The following is an 18,110-nucleotide window of genomic DNA, read 5'->3' on the forward strand; positions in this document are numbered from 1 at the left end:
CCCCTGTTAGAGTAGGACGTCGCTAGGCAAATGAGGAAGATGGATGAAAATCCATCTTCTTTTTTTGTGTTATGAAAAGATTGAGGGATCTAGAAAGAGAAAAAAGGAAGAAGATGGCCATAGCCATCTTCCAGCACGCTATATTCTTCATATTCTTCAGCAAATACTCCAAAAATCTGACCAAAAGCAACACTAGTAGCTCTTACAACCATCATCCAAACATAAAACCTAACCAAAACACCCCTGATTTCGCCCTCAAAACCTCTCCACATCAACCTAACTAAACACAATTTCACGGTAATCCTGAATATATTCAAGGTAATGTAAAATATATCCGCGGATAAGGGCCATATATCCGGGGATAAAAAATTTTATCCGATTTTAGTGATCTGATCCGACAAATTGCTCCACCTCAATATCAACCAGTGAAGATCTCACTTTACGCTCACATTCCACACCTTCAACCTAACTAATTCCTCAGCTGCAGCATCTCCCCAAAAAGATACGGCATTTTATGAGCAGTTATGTTTAGGAATTGCTTAATATAGGGTAATTCTTCTGAGGTATACGTATGGAAGAGTTCACTCCACCATTCAGTATCGTATCTGCTCAGCATACTTAAGTTATAAAGGATCACATAGTGAACCATGAATTCGTTTAGTTCTGGCGATTGTAACCTATCTCTGTCGACCGGCAAGTAATAGGTATTTTCAAAAAGATGATAAGATAACGGGAAACAATCAAAAGGTTTTAAAGCTTCGTTTGATCGAAGAAGGAATCCAGAATGGTCTTCCTTCCAATCGATCGAAAATTTGGCTGAGAACAATGAATTCGTATATTCAAGAAATCTTTCTTCTGACAAATGTAGATGGTCGTTTGATTTTGATGGGAGAAAAAATGTCTTCTCATTTTCTTTACGCAGCTTAATGAGATTTACATCACCATTCATTTGTTTAAACAGTGGACTTAATTCAGGCAGCGTTTGGAGCAAATGGATCATCGTGAATTTTTCACCTTCCACATGTTTCATGTGAAACAGTTTTTCACAAAAATGATTGAACAGCCCAGTCTTTTGTACCTTCACTTCATCGTAAAGAAATTCATAACTTCTCTTCTTCCTTTTTCTAGTGGAGAGTCCGTGTGCCAATACGGCACTTGAATCAGGGTATTCGGGATCTGCACACAATATACAAGCCTTCATAAGTTGAGTCATGCCGTAAAACAGAAGCACAGGCTTTAATTCCATAGGTGCAAGATCAGCTAATTTATAATATTTTTTTCCGTGTTCAATATAGTAAATAAATCCATATGTGTTATCAAAACTTTTTCCATTGCTGTCTTCCATGTTCAGTTTTTCATATTGCTTGCTTAGAAAATGCTGTGTTTTTTGAGAGGAAAAGAACATATCAAACAGAGTCCACGCGTCATGTTGCATCATCATTTGTTAAACAATCCTCTCTTTACAAATTATTTGAAAAATCGAACATATTTTGTATTCCTTGACACTAGTTTACCCAGTTGATAATCTACAAATAATATTTTTCAGGATGATAAATTTGAAGGGGTGGTTATGGTATGTGGCAAGATAAGTTTGCAAAAGAAGGTTTAACGTTTGATGATGTATTATTAATTCCAGCAAAGTCTTCGGTTCTTCCTGGTGATGTGTCAATTAAAACGAGGTTATCTGATTCGGTACAATTGAACATTCCGATTATCAGTGCTGGTATGGACACGGTAACAGAAGCTAACATGGCGATCGCTATGGCACGCCAAGGCGGACTAGGAATCGTTCACAAAAACATGTCTATTGAAGAACAAGCTGAACAGATCGATCGTGTTAAACGTTCTGAAAGTGGCGTAATTACAAACCCGTTCTACCTGACACCCGAACATCAAGTATTTGATGCAGAACACTTAATGGGCAAATATCGTATAAGCGGTGTACCTATCGTGGATGTAGATAAGAAGCTAGTAGGTATTTTAACGAACCGTGACCTGCGTTTCGTTCAAGACTATTCCATTAAGATCTCAGATGTTATGACAAAAGAAAACTTAGTGACCGCGCCAGTAGGCACTACATTAAAAGAAGCTGAAAAAACACTTCAGCAATATAAAATTGAAAAGCTTCCATTAGTTGATGATGAAGGGATCCTTCAAGGCTTAATCACAATTAAGGATATTGAAAAAGTTATCGAGTTCCCTAACTCAGCCAAAGACTCTCAAGGACGTTTACTTGTAGGTGCTGCAGTTGGTGTTACGAAGGATGCGCTTCTTCGCGTAGAGAAGCTTGTAGATGCAGGCGTCGATGCAATTGTTATCGATACGGCGCATGGGCATTCTGAAGGTGTACTTCAAAAAGTTCGTGAAGTAAGACAAGCTTATCCTGACTTAACAATTATTGCTGGTAACGTTGCGACCGCAGAAGCGACTCGTGACTTGATCGAAGCAGGAGCAAGTGTTGTTAAAGTTGGTATCGGACCAGGATCGATCTGTACGACACGTGTTGTAGCAGGGGTAGGTGTACCTCAAGTGACAGCTGTTTACGATTGTGCGACTGAAGCTAAGAAGTATGGAGTGCCGATTATTGCAGATGGCGGTATTAAATACTCTGGAGATATTGTTAAAGCCATTGCAGCAGGCGGAAATGCTGTAATGCTGGGCAGCATGCTTGCAGGCGTATCAGAGAGCCCTGGAGAGCGTGAAATCTTCCAAGGACGCCAGTTTAAAGTGTATCGCGGAATGGGTTCTGTTGGAGCGATGGAACGCGGCAGCAGCGACCGATATTTCCAGGAAAATAATAAAAAGCTTGTTCCAGAAGGCATTGAGGGACGCGTGCCGTACAAAGGGCCTCTTGCAGATACAGTTTATCAGCTAATTGGCGGTATTCGCTCTGGCATGGGCTACTGTGGAACGGCGACGATCGACGAACTTCAAAATGATTCCCGTTTTGTAAAAATCACGGGTGCCGGTCTTCGGGAGAGTCACCCTCACCAAGTTCAAATTACTAAAGAAGCACCAAATTATTCAGTCTAAAGACGCATTTTAAGACAGAGGTATAACCTCTGTCTATTTTTTTGAAAAGGTGTATGTTACAATAATTTTTGTGTGTAAATGGGTATGGAGGTGCAGTTTTTTGAACAGCAAGATAAAACAACTATTAGCGTTGACGCTAGTATTTTCATTTGTAGTTGGAAGTTTATTTAGTTTTTCGCAAACAGCAAGTGCAGCGCCGTCTTTAGATATTAAAGCTGAAGGTGCTATTCTTGTTGATGCAGAAACAGGGAAAATATTATATCAGAAAAATGCTGATAAGTTACTTGCCCCTGCAAGTATGAGTAAGATGATGACTGAATACTTATTGCTCGAAGCAATTAATAAAGACAAGATTTCATGGGATCAGAAAACAAGTATTTCTGAATATGCACATAAGATTTCTCAAAACCGTACATTGTCAAACGTGCCATTACGAGTAGATGAAAAATATACAGTACGTGAATTGTATCAATCAATGGCGATTTATTCAGCCAATGGTTCGACGATTGCATTAGCTGAACTTTTAGCTGGTTCAGAGGGTGAATTTGTTAAGAAAATGAATGCCAAAGCTAAAGAGTTTGGCATGAAAGATTATAATTTTGTTAACTCTACAGGTCTTAACAATAAAGATTTGTTCGGTAACCATTCGAGTGGGTCCGAAACAGATGAAAACATGATGAGTGCTCGTGCAACCGCTATTCTTGCTTTCAGACTGCTTCAAGATCATCCGGAAGTATTAGAAACAGCTAGTATTCCAAGAATGACTTTCCGTGAAGGTACAGATGACAAAATTAATATGGAAAACTGGAACTGGATGCTACCTGAACTAAATAGCGGTTATGCAGGAGTAGACGGACTTAAAACAGGTTCTACTGATCTTGCAGGCAACTGTTTTACAGGTACAGTGAAAAAAGGAGATACTCGCCTAATTTCAGTTGTTATGAAAACAGGTACTCGTTTAGATCGATTTAAAGAAACAAAAAAGTTATTTGATTTTGGATTTGCTAACTTCGAAAAAGAGCAAATTCTACCTAAGAATTATCAAGTAAAAGGTAACAAAACAGTCCCTGTCGTAAAGGGTAAAGAAAAAGAAGTAAAAGTTGCTACGAAAGAACCTCTTTCAATGGTGATTAAAAGAGGAGAAAAAGAAAACTATAAACCTAAGTTTGTTATAGATAAGAAGAAGATGACAAAAGACGGCGAACTGACTGCCCCGGTTAAAAAAGGGGAAGTAGTTGGCCATATCAATATTGAGTATACGGGCAGCGGAGAAGATTACGGCTATTTACTTAATGGAGATACAAAAGGGAAGACAGAAGTAGTAACAACACAATCTGTTGAAAAAGCAAACTGGTTTGTACTTGCACTTAGAGGTGTTGGCGGTTTCTTTGGAGGACTTTGGTCTGGAACAGTTGACATGGTTAAAGGCTGGTTCTAGTTTCATAGCAGTTTAAAAGCTCTTTAGCTCATGCTAAAGGGCTTTTTTTTCAGAAAATATAGAGAGCTTGCGCTTTTTATGATTTGCGATAAAATAGATGAGAATACTAGTTTTAATATAAAACGACCGAAATCATCGGTAACACTACATAAAAATCAGGGGGTAGTAAGCATGTTAAAAACAGGTACTGAACGTGTTAAACGAGGAATGGCAGAAATGCAAAAAGGCGGCGTTATTATGGACGTTGTAAACGCTGAGCAGGCTCGTATTGCTGAAGCTGCAGGAGCTGTAGCCGTAATGGCACTTGAGCGTGTTCCTTCAGATATTCGTGCAGCAGGCGGTGTAGCTCGTATGGCAGATCCTACGATTACGGAAGAAGTTCTGAATGCTGTTTCTATTCCTGTTATGGCGAAAGCTCGTATCGGACATATCGTTGAGGCACGCGTGCTTGAAGCAATGGGTGTTGATTACATTGATGAGAGTGAAGTACTTACGCCAGCTGATGAAGTTTTCCACTTGTTGAAGAGTGATTACACAGTTCCATTCGTATGCGGTGCTCGCGATCTTGGAGAGGCATCACGCCGTATTGCTGAAGGTGCTTCCATGCTTCGTACGAAAGGTGAGCCTGGAACGGGTAACATCGTTGAGGCTGTTCGCCACATGAGAATGATTCAAGGGCAAATCCGTAAAGTTGTTGCCATGAGCGAAGACGAGCTTATGACAGAAGCGAAAAACTTAGGAGCGCCATTTGAAATTCTTCTTCAAATCAAAAAAGCAGGCAAGCTTCCTGTCGTTAACTTTGCAGCAGGCGGCATCGCAACACCAGCAGATGCAGCACTTATGATGGAGCTTGGTGCTGACGGTGTATTCGTAGGATCAGGGATCTTTAAATCTGAGAACCCAGAAAAGTTTGCTCGTGCGATCGTTGAAGCAACAACTCATTACCAAGACTACAAACTGATCGCTGAACTTTCTAAAGGCCTAGGAACTGCTATGAAAGGGATCGACATCTCTACATTAGCTCAAGGTGAGCGCATGCAGGAGCGAGGCTGGTAATTTTATGCTAAAAATCGGAGTTTTAGCACTGCAAGGGGCTGTACGAGAGCATGTGGCAGCGCTCGAAGCAAGTGGTGCAGAAGCAGTTGCGGTAAAACGTGTTGAAGAGCTCAGCAGTCTAGATGGATTGGTGATACCAGGCGGCGAGAGCACAGCGATGAGACGTTTGATCGATAAATACAGTTTTCTTGAGCCTTTAAAGGAGTTTGCACAAAATAAACCTGTCTTCGGAACATGTGCAGGATTGATCTTGATGGCTAAACGCATTCAAGGACAAGACACGGCACACCTTGAATTGATCGATATGACGGTTGAGCGCAATGCGTTCGGGCGACAAGTAGACAGTTTTGAGGCTGACCTCATGATTCACGGTGTTGGAGAAGATTTTGCGGGTGTATTTATCCGAGCTCCGTTTATCGTTGAAGTAGGACCTGAAGTTGAAGTTCTTTCAAAACATAACGACCGAATCGTAGCAGCTAAACAAGGACATTTCCTATGTGCAGCGTTTCATCCGGAACTGACGGACGACTACCGTTTACATCAATATTTTGTAAAAATGGTACAAGCCGCAAAAGAAGTAGTTGCATAAAATAGAAAAATACTGTACATTACTATAAAATCATTATAAAAAATCAATGACAGGAACTAGTAGCAAAAATGACTTTGTCTAGAGAGTCGGTGACTGGTGAAAACCGATCAAAGCGTTTTGTGAATCCATCCTCGAGTGAAGAGCTGAAATTAAAGTAAGCTTTTCCGGTGAAGAACCGTTACATGTAATTGAGCCGGCAATGGGCATTTGTTCATTGCAACTAGGGTGGCAACGCGGGTTAACTCTCGTCCCTATTTCTAATTGATATTAGAAATAGCGGGCGGGAGTTTTTTGATTTTTTATAACCTTAAAAGGAGGAAAAACAAATGTTAGATTTAAAATTTGTTCGTGCTAATTTTGAAGAAGTAAAAGAAAAGTTATCTACTCGTGGTGAAGATCTTTCTGGATTGGATCAGTTTGAGGCACTAGACCAGCGCCGCCGTGAGTTGATCGGTGAAACGGAAGCTCTAAAATCTAAACGTAATGAAGTTTCTAAGCAGGTAGCGGAATTTAAGCGTGAGAAAAAGGACGCTGACCACCTAATTACAGAGATGCGTGAAGTAGGCGACAAGATTAAAACGATGGACGATGAACTGCGTCAAGTAGAAGAAGACCTTCACGGTATCATGCTGACGCTTCCTAACCTGCCGCATGAAAGTGTTCCTGTTGGTGAGACAGAGGATGATAACGTTCCAGTTCGTCACTGGGGTGAAGTACCTGAGTTTGCATTTGAAGCAAAAGCACACTGGGATATCGCAACGTACTTAAACATCGTTGATTTTGAACGCGGAGCGAAAGTGACTGGCAGCCGATTCGCTTTCTACAAAGGTCTTGGAGCACGATTAGAGCGTGCCTTAATTAACTTTATGATGGACCTTCACGAAGACGAACACGGTTATACAGAGGTTCTTCCTCCGTACATGGTAAATCGTCAAAGCATGACTGGTACAGGACAGCTACCAAAGTTTGAAGAAGACGCGTTTAAAATTCGCGAAGAAGACTATTTCTTAATTCCAACTTCTGAAGTTCCTGTAACGAACATGCACCGTGAAGAGATTTTAACAGCTGAAGAACTTCCGATCACATATGCAGCGTACAGCGCATGTTTCCGTTCTGAAGCAGGTTCTGCAGGACGCGACACGCGCGGTTTAATCCGCCAGCATCAGTTCAATAAAGTAGAGCTTGTTCGCTTCGTTAAGCCAGAAGATTCTTATGATGAGCTTGAAAAGCTTACAGGACACGCTGAAAAAGTACTGCAGCTTCTTAACCTGCCGTACCGTGTACTCAGCATGTGTACAGCTGACCTAGGATTCACAGCTGCTAAAAAATACGATATTGAAGTATACCTGCCGAGCTACAGCGAGTACCGCGAGATTTCTTCTTGTTCTAACTTTGAAGACTTCCAAGCGCGCCGTGCTCAAATCCGTTTCCGCAGAGATGCGAAAGGGAAGCCGGAATTCGTTCACACGCTTAACGGATCTGGATTAGCAATCGGACGCACAGTCGCTGCGATCTTGGAAAACTACCAGCAAGAAGACGGCACGGTTGTGATTCCAGAAGTGCTTCGTCCTTACATGGGTAATAAGGAAGTAATTAAGTAAAATGAAGAGAGGGAAATTCCCTCTCTTTTTTTGAATTTTTTTCTCAAAAAGCGTTGACACTATATTTGTCCTCATGTTAATATAGTTCTTGTCAGTCACACGGAGGTATACCCAAGTCCGGCTGAAGGGATCGGTCTTGAAAACCGACAGGGGTTTAACGACCCGCGGGGGTTCGAATCCCTCTACCTCCTCCATATACATATTCAAACCACTTGATCTTGCATCAGGTGGTTTTTTTGTTGTGTTTTTATATGCATGCTAGTCGAATTTTGCAGAGACTCAATTCTATAAATTTAAACCCAATAACATAGCATTCAGACCCAATAATCTTTAAAAAGACTCAATAAAGTTTCATCAGACTCAATGCTGTTATTCAGTAAAAAAATCGTTCCCTTTCCATTACAGCGATGTAAGCGCTAACACTTTAAAGTGATAAAATTTAGTATTGACAGAACTTTTAGACAGGGAGTATGATGACAACTATACTTAATTCAATATGAAATGCTTATTAAGAGAGACCGAGGGATCAGGCCCTATGACGTCCGGCAACCTCCATCATGGAACGGTGCTACTTCCTGCAGAATGATAGGTTCATTCTGGAAGATAAGTCGATGATTGCTTATTCGCCCTCTTCCATAGAATGAAGAGGGCTTTTATATATGTTGAGGGGGATGACAGATGATCGAGGTTAGAGAGGTAACCAAAATATATAAAGCAAAAGGAAAAGAAATCGTTGGTGTGAAGAATGTATCGCTATCAATAGACAAAGGAGAGATCTTTGGTATTGTCGGCTACAGCGGTGCCGGAAAAAGTTCGCTACTTCGCTGTCTCAATTTATTGGAAAAACCAACATCAGGGGACATACTCATCGACGGAGTATCGATAACCGCGTTAGGGAAAAAGGAGCTTCGAGAAGAGCGGCTTAAGATCGGCATGATCTTTCAGCACTTTTATCTGATCAGCGCAAAAACCGTTTTTGAAAATATCGCGTTTGCTTTAAAAGCGGCAGGAAAAACAAAGGATGAGATCAATCGCAAAACACAAGAGCTGTTGAAGATGGTCGGATTAGAAAATCAAAAAGATCAATATCCTTCTCAGTTGAGTGGCGGACAGAAGCAGCGAGTCGGTATCGCGAGAGCTCTAGCCAATGACCCGAAGGTATTACTTTGTGATGAAGCTACATCTGCTCTTGATCCGAATACTACAAAGTCCATCCTTTCACTTTTAAAATCAATTAATAAAAAGTTAGGAATTACGATTGTACTCATCACGCATGAGATGGAAGTCGTAAAGGAGATTTGCCACCGTATGGCTGTCATGCAGGATGGGGAGATCATCGAGTCAGGTGATGTTTATAACATTTTTGCAAATCCCGAAAAAGAATTAACGAAAACATTTATCAGTTCCGTTATACAGATGGATCTGCCGGAACCATTGCTGAAGAATAGAAAAGGTACCGTGATCAAGATTCAATTTAAGGGAGCGATCGCAGAAGAAGCCGTTGTTTCTGAGCTTTTCCAAAACTTTAAAGTAAAAGGAAATATCCTTCATGGAAAGATTGAATATATCCAGGAAACGCCGCTCGGAATCTTTATTATGGAACTGATTGGTGATGAGACAGAGGTAAAACGAGCGATTACTTATATTGAAAGCCGTATAGAAAATCTTGAGGTGGTGAAGAACGTTGCTTGATTCAATATTTAACATTCTGCCAGATTTAAATAAGGCATTTTTTGAAACGTTGTATATGGTCGCCATATCACTAGGTGTTTCATTAATTGTGGGATTACCCCTTGGAATTATCCTGTTTGTTACTGACAAAGGTTTGTTGTTTGAGAACGCGTGGATCAAGCAGATAGCGGGTATACTTGTGAACTTGATCCGCTCTGTACCATTCATTATTTTATTAGTTGCATTATTACCCTTAACACAATTAATCACCGGAACAACAATTGGACCAACAGCAGCATCTGTCTCTTTATCAGTTGCAGCCATTCCGTTCTTTGCAAGGCTCGTAGAAACTTCTTTACGAGAAATCGATAAAGGAGTGATCGAAGCGGCAGTTGCAGTGGGTGCAACGCCATGGATGATCATTCGGGAAGTTCTCCTTCCAGAAGCGAAGCCAGGAATTGTTCAGGCGATAACGGTCACCGCAATCAGCTTACTTGGCTATTCAGCCATGGCCGGTATCGTCGGCGGCGGAGGGATCGGAGACTTCGCAATCCGCTTTGGTTACTATCGCTACGACAACACGATCATGCTCACAACTGTCGTATTACTAATCGTCATCGTCCAGCTCATGCAAGTCATCGGAGACGGCGCAGCGAAGGCTGTGAATAAGAGATAATTTTTTTCACTAAAGGTAAGAGGCGATAAAGGCTTATCTTTAATCGGTTTTAACGAGACACCATCGAAAAGTTGGTTGAAGTGGAAGATGCGAGACTCCTACGGGACGAGCGGTCAGGTGGAGACTCCTAATGGCGCAAAGCAGGCTCACCGTACGCCCCGTGGAAAGCGAGCATATGGAACGGAAACCAACAACATACAAGAGCAACTAGTATTTTCAAAAACATATAAAGGGGATCAACATGAAAAAAATCATACTTTCACTACTAACTGCACTGCTAGCTTTTGGTTTAGCTGGCTGCTCATCTTCATCAGATGCATCTAAAGACAAGGAAGTGACACTTGGTGCAACAGCGGGACCATATACAGACATGGTCAACAAAGCGATCAAGCCCTCCCTTGAGAAAAAAGGATATAAAGTTAAAGTGATCGAATTCAGTGATTACATTCAGCCGAACATGGCACTTTCTAAAGGAGATCTGGACGCTAACCTTTTTCAGCACAAAGTCTATATGGAGAATTTCGCTAAAGAAAAGAACTTAAAGCTTTCAGAAGTAATCATAGTTCCAACAGCACCGATGGGACTATATTCCGATAAGTTTAAATCTGTTGATGAGATTAAAGAAGGCAGTACGTTAGCCATTCCGAACGATCCTGTTAACTTAGCGCGTACCTTGATCATGCTTGAAGATGCAAAGCTGATTACGATCAAAGAAGGTATTAATCAACTGACTGCATCTGAAAAAGATGTTCAAGATAATCCAAAGAACTTAGTATTTAAACCATTAGAAGCGGCCCAGCTTCCACGTGCTGTACAAAGTGCGGATGTTGCAGCAGTTCCTGGTAACTTTGCTCTTGCTGCCAAAATGGACTTGCTTGATGCCATTCAATTAGAAAACATGCCGGATACGTACCGTAACCGTGTTGTTGTAAACACAAAAGACGTAGAATCAACCTTTGCAAAAGATATTAAAGAAGTGGTGGAGTCCAAAGAGTTTGAAAAAGTGATTGATAAGGAGTTCAAAGGCTTCGGAAAACCCGAATGGATGAAGAAATAGATAAAGCAAAACCCCGGACTCATAGAGTTGAGTTCCGGGGTTTTCTATGTTTATATGCGAACTTCTCGTTTCGCTTCAATTTTTTGTGCAATCTTTTCTACGATATGATCAATCGATTCAGGATTTTCTCTTAGGTCGTAGTCGTTGATGTTTACTCGCAGCACAGGACATGAATTAAAGGACGTAATCCACTTTTCATAGCGATCGTACATTTCTTCCCAATAAGAAACAGGTGTTTCTTGCTCCATCTTGCGGCCGCGTTTTTGAATACGAGCTAGAATATCATCAAGAGAACCTTCTAAATAGATCAAACAATCCGGCTGTGGAAAGTATGGTGTCATGACCATCGCTTCAAAAAGGTGAGTATATGTCTCATAATCCACTTCTGACATATTCCCTTTATCAAAGTGCATGCGTGCAAAGATCCCTGTATCTTCATAAATAGAGCGGTCTTGCACGAATCCTCCGCCATAATCGAACATTCTTTTTTGCTCTTTAAATCGCTCAGCTAAAAAGAAAATCTGCAGATGAAAACTCCAGCGTTTAAAATCATGATAAAAGTTTTCTAAGTATGGGTTGTTATCGACTTTTTCCATGGATGTACGAAACTTTAATTTTTCAGCTAGTGCATTTGTAAAGGTCGATTTACCTGCTCCGACCATCCCTGCTACTGTAATGACAGCATCATTTGGAATGCCGTATTGAATTAGTTTGTTCATCGCGCAACTTCTCCTTTTTTCAAAGTTGCATCGATTAAGGAAAAGATTTTCTCTTTATCCGTTTCATACGCAACAAAATCTAATTCGTCTCCACTGAAGGTCAGCACCGGAATCTCAGGGTGCTCTTTCTTAAAGGCAGACATAAATGTATCATAATCAGCTGCAAGTTGTTCTAAATAAGCTGGCTCCATGTTTTGCTCAACAAATCGTCCGCGTTTACGAACACGGTCTAAAAGTGTATCTAGACTCGCATTTAAGTATATGATCATATTTGGTACAGGCATGTCTTCTGTTAAGATATCAAAGCACTGCATATATTTGTGAAGATGACCGTCTTTTAGCGTACGTCCGGCAAAAATACGGTTCTTGAAAATATGATAATCAGAAACGACAGGGACCTGCTTTGAAAGAAATTGACCATTAATCTCTTCAAGCTGTTTATACCTGTTACAAAGAAAAAACATCTCGGTTTGAAAACTCCACTCATCAATGTTGTCGTAAAATTTTCCGAGAAAAGGATTTTCCTCTACAATTTCTTTTAATAATTGAAAGTTATAGTGCTCTGCAATGGCTTTTGCCAGTGATGTTTTCCCTACGCCAATCGGCCCTTCAACTGCGATAAAGGGGGTTGAACTCATCTTCCTTTTCCTCCCTTTCAAATAACAAACGAAAAATTACAGACAAAGAATATTGTAGCATACGTTTGGAAAAGGTGGATAGATTATCGGTTAAAAACTTCAATAAAACAGCTTAATACATTGTTTTTTGTTTATCATTCTCAGCCTGTTCTATGATTGCCTGAAGATCTAACTCACCACTAGGAGTGATATCAGCGTTTAACGTCTTTTCCATAAGCAGCAATGCTCTTTCGTTATCCTCTTCTATATTAGAGGCTGAGCAGTCAGAAGGTACATGAAGGGTGAAGCCTCGCATATAAGCGTCGTTAGCGGTAAAAAGGACACAGATGTTTCCTGCTACGCCGCATAGGATCAGTGATTGTATACCCAGTTCATTTAACAACGTTGATAAAGGTGTCGAAAAAAATCCAGAGTGCTTCGGTTTAATAACAAAATAATCGTCTTCGTCCGGCTGTAATGCTTTCACAAACTCCCCTCCAGCTTGTGCCGAACAGTATTCCACAAGTCTTTGCTTGTCTGACTGCCACTGTCCAAAATTGTCATTCACGTAGATGATAGGTATGCCTGCTTCTTTTGCCCGTTTCTTTAAATCAACAATCTTATCGGCTATCGGCTCAGAAGTTTTTAACAAAAGCGGCGCTTCAGGAAAATTAAAGTCATTAATCACGTCAATAATAAGCAAAGCGACAGGGATTTTCTTCTCATTTTTCTGTTGATGTGCCAAAACATATCCCTCACTTTCTTTTTAGGTTGTTATCTAAATGCTCTTATATAAAGGTTATTGCTTTTATTTACCGTCCTCACTGAAAAGTTGATTGGAGTGCAAGGTGCGAGACTCCTCGAAAATTGAACTTCAAATTTTCTTCGTGCGATGTGTCGCTGCCGAAGCCTTCCTTGTCCTGCGGGACAGGCGGGCAGGTGAGACACTTAAGAGTGAAACGTAACGAATGTGGCTCACCGTCTGCCCCGCGGAAAGCGAAGCACCTGGAACGGAAATCAACCACTTTCAAAATCAACATTGATTCCCAAAACAGCTTGTTATAAAAACATTCCTTTCTTTATTATTAGCAAAACCTCTTGTATAATCTCTTACAACTAAAACTTTGGAGCGAATTTATGGAGATCTTAGAAAAAGACGAATATTATATGGAGCTTGCTTTAAAGGAAGCGGAAAAAGCAGCAGATATCGGGGAAGTTCCAATCGGCGCTATTTTAGTAAAAGATGATCATATATTGGCAAGTGCTCATAACCTGCGTGAAACAGAACAACGAGCGATTGCGCATGCGGAACTTTTAGCGATCGATCAAGCGTGCAGGGAGACAGAGGCGTGGAGACTTGAAGGCACGACTCTTTACGTAACACTTGAACCTTGTGCGATGTGCTCAGGAGCCATCGTTCTCTCAAGGGTAAGCCGAGTTGTTTATGGAGCGGCTGATCCTAAAGGAGGCTGCGCAGGGACATTGATGAACCTTTTGCAAGAAGATCGCTTTAATCATCAATGTGAAGTGACCTCAGGTGTTAAAGAGGAGGAGTGCGGTCAAATTCTTTCAAGTTTTTTTAAAAACCTTCGCGACAGAAAAAGGAAGGAAAAGGAAGATAGAAAGAAGGAGCTTTAGAGCTTGTACGGTTGATTTTTTTTTATAGGCATAGTATACTAATTCTTGCACATTCGATTGTGCATCTAACAATGTTATACACTTTGTCGCGCTAGATGGGGAGGTAGCGGTGCCCTGTACTCGCAATCCGCTGTAGCGAGGTTGAATTCCTCTCCTCGGCTAGTTCAACGTATGGTCTGACGGACGTAAGTGGTGTTGATGTCCGGGTCCTGCGCAACGGAGACCCATGAACCCTGTCAGGTCCGGAAGGAAGCAGCAGTAAGTGGACCACTTCGTGTGCCGTGGGGCAACCTGGACTGAGCTAACTGCGTTTGTACGCATAGGTTGACTATTCCAAAGAGAGGTGCGCGGCATTCTTATATATAAAACATCAACTCACCCTTGTCTCAGGGGTGAGTTTTTTGTAATGTTTCAGTATAATAAAGAAAGAATATAGTGTTAAAAGGGAGGCAAAGGGATGAGTTATCAAGCGCTCTACCGCGTATGGAGGCCACAGAGCTTTGAAGATATGGTCGGGCAGGAACATATAACGAAAACGATCCAAAATGCCCTGATGCAGGACAAGCTTTCCCATGCCTACCTGTTTTCAGGCCCACGAGGAACGGGAAAAACAAGTGCGGCAAAAATTATAGCTAAAGCAGTTAACTGTGAACGTGCCCCGATATCGGAGCCATGTAATGAATGTGATGCTTGCCGAGGGATAACGAACGGAACGATTTCTGATGTTCTGGAGATCGATGCTGCCTCTAATACAGGGGTAGATGATATTCGTGATATCCGGGACAAAGTAAAGTTTGCTCCGTCATCTGTCACATACAAAGTCTACATCATCGATGAAGTACATATGCTTTCAACTGGAGCATTTAACGCTTTATTAAAAACCCTGGAAGAACCGCCAAGCCACGTTATTTTCATTCTGGCAACCACTGAGCCTCACAAGATACCAGCAACGATCGTATCACGCTGTCAGCGATTTGATTTCAAACGCATTTCCTCACAGTCCATTATCGGACGCATGAGAAAAATCGTGGATGCTAACGGCACAGAAGTTGAAGAAGAAGCGCTCCAATTACTTGCCCGGGCTGCAGAAGGCGGCATGCGTGATGCTTTAAGTTTGCTCGATCAAGCGATTTCTTACAGCGATGATGTGGTTAGGGTGGAAGATGTTTTATCTGTAACAGGTTCAGCTTCACAAAAACACCTGTCTGAAATGGCCGAAGCATTTTTAGAAAAAGATGTATCGAAAGCGCTGACGCTATCAACAGAACTTTTGCAAGAAGGAAAAGATCCTGTTCGTTTCTTAGGAGACCTTATTTACTATTACCGTGATATGCTTCTTTATAAAACAGCTCCACAACTAGAAGAGCTGTTAGAGCGGGTTTCTACAGATGAATCTTTTGCGCAATTGGCTGAAGCTACAGCTACTGAAAACATCTATACCATCATTGGGCAGTTAAACGCCGCACAGCAAGAGATGAAATGGACGAACCATCCTAAAATCTTTTTAGAAACGACGTTTATCAAGATTTGTTATCAAAAACAAGAAGGCGCATCACCTGAGTCGGGTAATACCTCTGTTGAACCTCTCATGCAAAGAATCGATCAGCTCGAGCAAGAGTTGAAGAAAATGAAAGAAAGCGGATGGGCCTCGAACGGGTCATCAGCTCCAGCAGAAACAGAAGCACCGAGAGAAAAAAGAGTGATCCGAGGCCAAGGTGGAGCATCGCACACACAAGTCAAAGAAATGCTTAAGAAAGCGAAGAAGCCAAACCTTGTTCAGCTAAAAGGCATGTGGGGAGAAATTCTTGATAAGATTCGTTCTGAAAAAGTAAGTGCTTATGCTCTTCTATCGGGTGCTGAGCCAGTAGCGTGTTCAGATCAAATCTTTCTTCTCGCTTTTCAGCATGAAATTCACCGTCAGATGGCATCTCAAGAGAACAACAGAAGCTATGTTGAAAGCGCAGTTTATAGTACAATAGGAAAGAACCTGTCCATGCTATCCATACTGGATCCTGAATGGCAGAAACTAAAAGCTGATTTCATTAAAGAACAACAGCAAGGCCAGCCATCTTCAGAAGAGAAAGAAAAAACAGAAGACCCTCTTATATCAGAGGCGATAAAATTGGTTGGCGATGATTTAATTGAGATAAAAGAAGAAGAGAACGAATAAGGAGGAATTGTAAGATGATGAAAGGCAATATGAACAATATGATGAAACAAATGCAAAAAATGCAGCGTGATATGGCAAAGGCGCAAGAGGAACTAAAGGATAAAGTGATCGAAGGAACAGCGGGCGGCGGAATGGTAACTGTTAAAGCTAACGGCCACAAAGAAATCGTTGATATCGTAATTAAAGAGGAAGTTGTAGACCCGGATGATATTGATATGCTTCAAGACCTTGTGTTAGCGGCTACGAATGACGCACTTAAAAAAGTAGACGAAATGGTATCACAGGATATGGGCAAATTCACTAAAGGGTTAAACATTCCTGGATTATTCTAGGGATCTCCCATGCATTATCCTGAACCGATTTCAAAACTGATTGAAAGCTTTATGAAATTGCCGGGCATCGGACCGAAAACGGCGGTTCGCCTGGCATTTTTCGTATTGGAAATGAAAGAAGATGACGTACTGGACTTTGGCCGTGCACTCGTTAACGCGAAACGCCAGCTCATCTATTGTTCCAACTGCTTTCATATTACTGACCGTGATCCTTGCATGATCTGCGACGATTCAAGCAGAGACCGCACAACGATCTGTGTGGTTCATGACTCCAAGGATGTTATTGCGATGGAAAAAATGAAAGAGTACCGCGGTCTCTACCATGTCCTCCAAGGTGCCATCTCTCCTATGGATGGAGTGGGGCCAGAGGATATTAAAGTCGCCGAACTTTTAAAGCGGTTAACAGACGAAGGTATTCAAGAGATTATTATGGCAACGGATCCGAATATTGAAGGAGAAGCTACTGCCATGTACATCGCAAGACTTATAAAACCAACGGGTATTAAGATTACTCGTATTGCTCACGGCCTGCCTGTAGGCGGAGACCTGGAATATGCAGACGAAGTAACGCTTTCTAAAGCGCTTGAAGGAAGAAGAGAAATTTAACAAAGGGGTTGCTTGCATGTTTTTTTCCCGTAAAGGGCGCTTGAAGCGATCCGGAGACCAACAGCTGCTTCAAAGTCTTGATGAACTTAAAGTAAACTGGATGCATCAAAAAGAAATGGTGGAACGCAGTGTCGAGCCATCGGAAGAAGTTATCTTCAAACTTCAATTAGCAGAATCTAAATACTTCTTCTTATTAAAAGAAGCGAAAAAAAGAAACGTAACGACCAGCAGGTTAAAATAACTGCTGGTCTTTTTCTTGGACAACTCCCATACAATATCTAATAAATAATATGGATATTGTATAGGAGGTATCATGGATGGAGCCAATCACTGTAATCGCGATACTCGGAACAATCATCTTTGTTCTATTGCTTGTAGGTGCTCCAATGCGGCCAATTCGCTGGATCGGCTTCGGAGTTACACGTTTTTGTATTGGCGCACTATTGTTGTTCTTACTTAATGCGATCGGAAATTCGTATGACATTCATATTCCAATCAATGCGTTTACTGCACTGATTTCTGGAATAGCCGGACTACCTGGGATAGCATCTTTGGTAGCTATTGAATTCTTTATTTTAAACTAAGTCTTTTATAAGTAATCATTATCAGAGTTTAGAGAGCGATTTTAAGCTTTCTAAACTCTTTTTCATTTGTACAAAGTAATTTTAAAATAACTATTGACCTTAAAACACCATCCGTGATATATTATATCTTGTCGCCGCGACAGACGAAACATTGTTGCAGGCGGGAAACAAAATTTAAAAACAGGTTGACTTCTTATCTGAAAGATGTTATCCTAATAAAGTCGCAAAAACGAGCGACTAACAAAAAGTTCTTTGAAAACTGAACAAAAGAAATAGGTAAGGAATTAAATTAATTCCGTCAGTTTTAAAATCGAGCAAGACAA

At 41.2% G+C, this 18,110-nt stretch carries 20 protein-coding genes, 1 tRNA gene, 1 other RNA gene, 1 riboswitch and 1 other annotated feature; of the genes, 17 read left to right on the forward strand and 5 right to left on the reverse strand.

Annotation, left to right across the window (positions count from 1 at the left end):
* Window positions 1–89: 89 nt before the first annotated feature.
* Together P8610_RS19935 and P8610_RS19940 are read right to left on the reverse strand one after the other, a co-directional pair.
* The gene (locus P8610_RS19935) at window positions 90–215 is read right to left on the reverse strand and encodes a hypothetical protein (protein WP_394605925.1); all 126 of its coding nucleotides are present in this window, start codon (window positions 213–215) and stop codon (window positions 90–92) included.
* Between the two features lie 254 nt (window positions 216–469).
* Window positions 470–1,441, reverse strand: coding sequence for a YaaC family protein (locus P8610_RS19940; protein WP_394605926.1), 972 nt, complete (start codon window positions 1,439–1,441; stop codon window positions 470–472).
* 134 nt (window positions 1,442–1,575) lie between these two features.
* Between P8610_RS19940 and guaB the strand changes: the two genes are divergently transcribed.
* The 10 genes from guaB to P8610_RS19990 all read left to right on the forward strand — a co-directional run bounded on the left by guaB (window position 1,576) and on the right by P8610_RS19990 (window position 11,121).
* A complete protein-coding gene (gene guaB, locus P8610_RS19945; RefSeq protein WP_394605927.1) occupies window positions 1,576–3,033 on the forward strand; it encodes an IMP dehydrogenase in 1,458 nt (485 codons plus the stop codon).
* 100 nt (window positions 3,034–3,133) lie between these two features.
* Window positions 3,134–4,471, forward strand: a complete 1,338-nt coding sequence (locus P8610_RS19950; protein ID WP_394605928.1) for a D-alanyl-D-alanine carboxypeptidase family protein — start codon at window positions 3,134–3,136, stop codon at window positions 4,469–4,471.
* Between the two features lie 171 nt (window positions 4,472–4,642).
* The gene (gene pdxS / locus P8610_RS19955; RefSeq protein WP_289493799.1) at window positions 4,643–5,527 is read left to right on the forward strand and encodes a pyridoxal 5'-phosphate synthase lyase subunit PdxS; all 885 of its coding nucleotides are present in this window, start codon (window positions 4,643–4,645) and stop codon (window positions 5,525–5,527) included.
* A 4-nt stretch (window positions 5,528–5,531) separates the two neighbouring features.
* A complete protein-coding gene (gene pdxT / locus P8610_RS19960; RefSeq protein WP_394605929.1) occupies window positions 5,532–6,116 on the forward strand; it encodes a pyridoxal 5'-phosphate synthase glutaminase subunit PdxT in 585 nt (194 codons plus the stop codon).
* Window positions 6,117–6,153: 37 nt separating this feature from the next.
* Window positions 6,154–6,372, forward strand: a binding site (T-box leader).
* Window positions 6,373–6,442: 70 nt separating this feature from the next.
* Window positions 6,443–7,717 carry a serine--tRNA ligase gene (serS, locus tag P8610_RS19965; RefSeq protein WP_394605930.1) on the forward strand — a complete coding sequence of 425 codons (1,275 nt, stop codon included), beginning with the start codon at window positions 6,443–6,445 and terminating at the stop codon, window positions 7,715–7,717.
* A 101-nt stretch (window positions 7,718–7,818) separates the two neighbouring features.
* Window positions 7,819–7,911, forward strand: a tRNA-Ser gene (locus tag P8610_RS19970).
* A gap of 308 nt (window positions 7,912–8,219) precedes the next feature.
* Window positions 8,220–8,327, forward strand: a riboswitch (SAM riboswitch).
* A gap of 68 nt (window positions 8,328–8,395) precedes the next feature.
* On the forward strand, window positions 8,396–9,409 hold the full coding sequence (locus P8610_RS19975; protein ID WP_289493794.1) for a methionine ABC transporter ATP-binding protein: 1,014 nt from the start codon (window positions 8,396–8,398) through the stop codon (window positions 9,407–9,409).
* On the forward strand, window positions 9,402–10,064 hold the full coding sequence (locus tag P8610_RS19980) for a methionine ABC transporter permease (protein ID WP_394605931.1): 663 nt from the start codon (window positions 9,402–9,404) through the stop codon (window positions 10,062–10,064). Before P8610_RS19975 ends, P8610_RS19980 begins: the two co-directional genes overlap by 8 nt.
* 87 nt (window positions 10,065–10,151) lie before the next feature.
* Complete coding sequence (locus P8610_RS19985; protein WP_394605932.1) at window positions 10,152–10,388, forward strand: hypothetical protein; 237 nt, start codon at window positions 10,152–10,154, stop codon at window positions 10,386–10,388.
* Window positions 10,306–11,121 (forward strand): MetQ/NlpA family ABC transporter substrate-binding protein, encoded by an 816-nt coding sequence (locus tag P8610_RS19990; RefSeq protein WP_394605933.1) that lies wholly within the window; start codon window positions 10,306–10,308, stop codon window positions 11,119–11,121. The genes P8610_RS19985 and P8610_RS19990 overlap by 83 nt, the downstream gene beginning before the upstream one ends.
* Window positions 11,122–11,171: 50 nt before the next feature.
* Here the strand turns inward: P8610_RS19990 and P8610_RS19995 are convergent, their stop codons facing one another.
* The 3 genes from P8610_RS19995 to P8610_RS20005 form a co-directional block, all read right to left on the reverse strand.
* Window positions 11,172–11,840 (reverse strand): deoxynucleoside kinase, encoded by a 669-nt coding sequence (locus P8610_RS19995; protein WP_289493787.1) that lies wholly within the window; start codon window positions 11,838–11,840, stop codon window positions 11,172–11,174.
* Window positions 11,837–12,478, reverse strand: a complete 642-nt coding sequence (locus P8610_RS20000) for a deoxynucleoside kinase (RefSeq protein ID WP_394605934.1) — start codon at window positions 12,476–12,478, stop codon at window positions 11,837–11,839. The genes P8610_RS19995 and P8610_RS20000 overlap by 4 nt, the downstream gene beginning before the upstream one ends.
* Before the next feature lie 112 nt (window positions 12,479–12,590).
* The gene (locus P8610_RS20005; RefSeq protein WP_394605935.1) at window positions 12,591–13,202 is read right to left on the reverse strand and encodes a cysteine hydrolase family protein; all 612 of its coding nucleotides are present in this window, start codon (window positions 13,200–13,202) and stop codon (window positions 12,591–12,593) included.
* 392 nt (window positions 13,203–13,594) lie between these two features.
* Here P8610_RS20005 and tadA point away from each other — a divergent pair, with 392 nt between their 5' ends.
* The 7 genes from tadA (at window position 13,595) to P8610_RS20040 (ending at window position 17,787) form a co-directional block, all read left to right on the forward strand.
* On the forward strand, window positions 13,595–14,095 hold the full coding sequence (gene tadA / locus P8610_RS20010; protein WP_394605936.1) for a tRNA adenosine(34) deaminase TadA: 501 nt from the start codon (window positions 13,595–13,597) through the stop codon (window positions 14,093–14,095).
* 86 nt (window positions 14,096–14,181) lie between these two features.
* Window positions 14,182–14,446, forward strand: an RNA gene (ffs, locus tag P8610_RS20015) — signal recognition particle sRNA large type.
* 106 nt (window positions 14,447–14,552) lie between these two features.
* Entirely contained in the window at window positions 14,553–16,265 is a 1,713-nt protein-coding gene (gene dnaX, locus P8610_RS20020; protein WP_394605937.1) for a DNA polymerase III subunit gamma/tau, read from the forward strand.
* Between the two features lie 14 nt (window positions 16,266–16,279).
* Window positions 16,280–16,597 (forward strand): YbaB/EbfC family nucleoid-associated protein, encoded by a 318-nt coding sequence (locus tag P8610_RS20025; protein ID WP_289493778.1) that lies wholly within the window; start codon window positions 16,280–16,282, stop codon window positions 16,595–16,597.
* Between the two features lie 9 nt (window positions 16,598–16,606).
* Window positions 16,607–17,203 carry a recombination mediator RecR gene (gene recR / locus P8610_RS20030; RefSeq protein WP_289493777.1) on the forward strand — a complete coding sequence of 199 codons (597 nt, stop codon included), beginning with the start codon at window positions 16,607–16,609 and terminating at the stop codon, window positions 17,201–17,203.
* 16 nt (window positions 17,204–17,219) lie between these two features.
* Entirely contained in the window at window positions 17,220–17,444 is a 225-nt protein-coding gene (locus P8610_RS20035; protein WP_289493775.1) for a YaaL family protein, read from the forward strand.
* Between the two features lie 76 nt (window positions 17,445–17,520).
* On the forward strand, window positions 17,521–17,787 hold the full coding sequence (locus tag P8610_RS20040; protein ID WP_066242582.1) for a pro-sigmaK processing inhibitor BofA family protein: 267 nt from the start codon (window positions 17,521–17,523) through the stop codon (window positions 17,785–17,787).
* Window positions 17,788–18,110 lie beyond the last annotated feature (323 nt).

It is taken from the genome of Fictibacillus sp. UD (assembly GCF_043558025.1).
Taxonomy (GTDB): Bacteria; Bacillota; Bacilli; order Bacillales; family Fictibacillaceae; genus Fictibacillus.

Bases quoted from the DNA above. Each gene is read 5' to 3' on its own strand.
- guaB (WP_394605927.1), top strand. From the start codon at position 1,576: ATGTGGCAAGATAAGTTTGCAAAAGAAGGTTTAACGTTTGATGATGTA.
- P8610_RS20000 (WP_394605934.1), bottom strand. From the start codon at position 12,478: ATGAGTTCAACCCCCTTTATCGCAGTTGAAGGGCCGATTGGCGTAGGG.
- tadA (WP_394605936.1), top strand. From the start codon at position 13,595: ATGGAGATCTTAGAAAAAGACGAATATTATATGGAGCTTGCTTTAAAG.
- P8610_RS19995 (WP_289493787.1), bottom strand. From the start codon at position 11,840: ATGAACAAACTAATTCAATACGGCATTCCAAATGATGCTGTCATTACA.
- P8610_RS19990 (WP_394605933.1), top strand. From the start codon at position 10,306: ATGAAAAAAATCATACTTTCACTACTAACTGCACTGCTAGCTTTTGGT.
- serS (WP_394605930.1), top strand. From the start codon at position 6,443: ATGTTAGATTTAAAATTTGTTCGTGCTAATTTTGAAGAAGTAAAAGAA.
- P8610_RS20025 (WP_289493778.1), top strand. From the start codon at position 16,280: ATGATGAAAGGCAATATGAACAATATGATGAAACAAATGCAAAAAATG.
- P8610_RS19935 (WP_394605925.1), bottom strand. From the start codon at position 215: ATGATGGTTGTAAGAGCTACTAGTGTTGCTTTTGGTCAGATTTTTGGA.
- recR (WP_289493777.1), top strand. From the start codon at position 16,607: ATGCATTATCCTGAACCGATTTCAAAACTGATTGAAAGCTTTATGAAA.
- P8610_RS20040 (WP_066242582.1), top strand. From the start codon at position 17,521: ATGGAGCCAATCACTGTAATCGCGATACTCGGAACAATCATCTTTGTT.
- P8610_RS20035 (WP_289493775.1), top strand. From the start codon at position 17,220: ATGTTTTTTTCCCGTAAAGGGCGCTTGAAGCGATCCGGAGACCAACAG.
- pdxS (WP_289493799.1), top strand. From the start codon at position 4,643: ATGTTAAAAACAGGTACTGAACGTGTTAAACGAGGAATGGCAGAAATG.
- pdxT (WP_394605929.1), top strand. From the start codon at position 5,532: ATGCTAAAAATCGGAGTTTTAGCACTGCAAGGGGCTGTACGAGAGCAT.
- P8610_RS19985 (WP_394605932.1), top strand. From the start codon at position 10,152: ATGCGAGACTCCTACGGGACGAGCGGTCAGGTGGAGACTCCTAATGGC.
- P8610_RS19940 (WP_394605926.1), bottom strand. From the start codon at position 1,441: ATGATGATGCAACATGACGCGTGGACTCTGTTTGATATGTTCTTTTCC.
- P8610_RS19975 (WP_289493794.1), top strand. From the start codon at position 8,396: ATGATCGAGGTTAGAGAGGTAACCAAAATATATAAAGCAAAAGGAAAA.
- dnaX (WP_394605937.1), top strand. From the start codon at position 14,553: ATGAGTTATCAAGCGCTCTACCGCGTATGGAGGCCACAGAGCTTTGAA.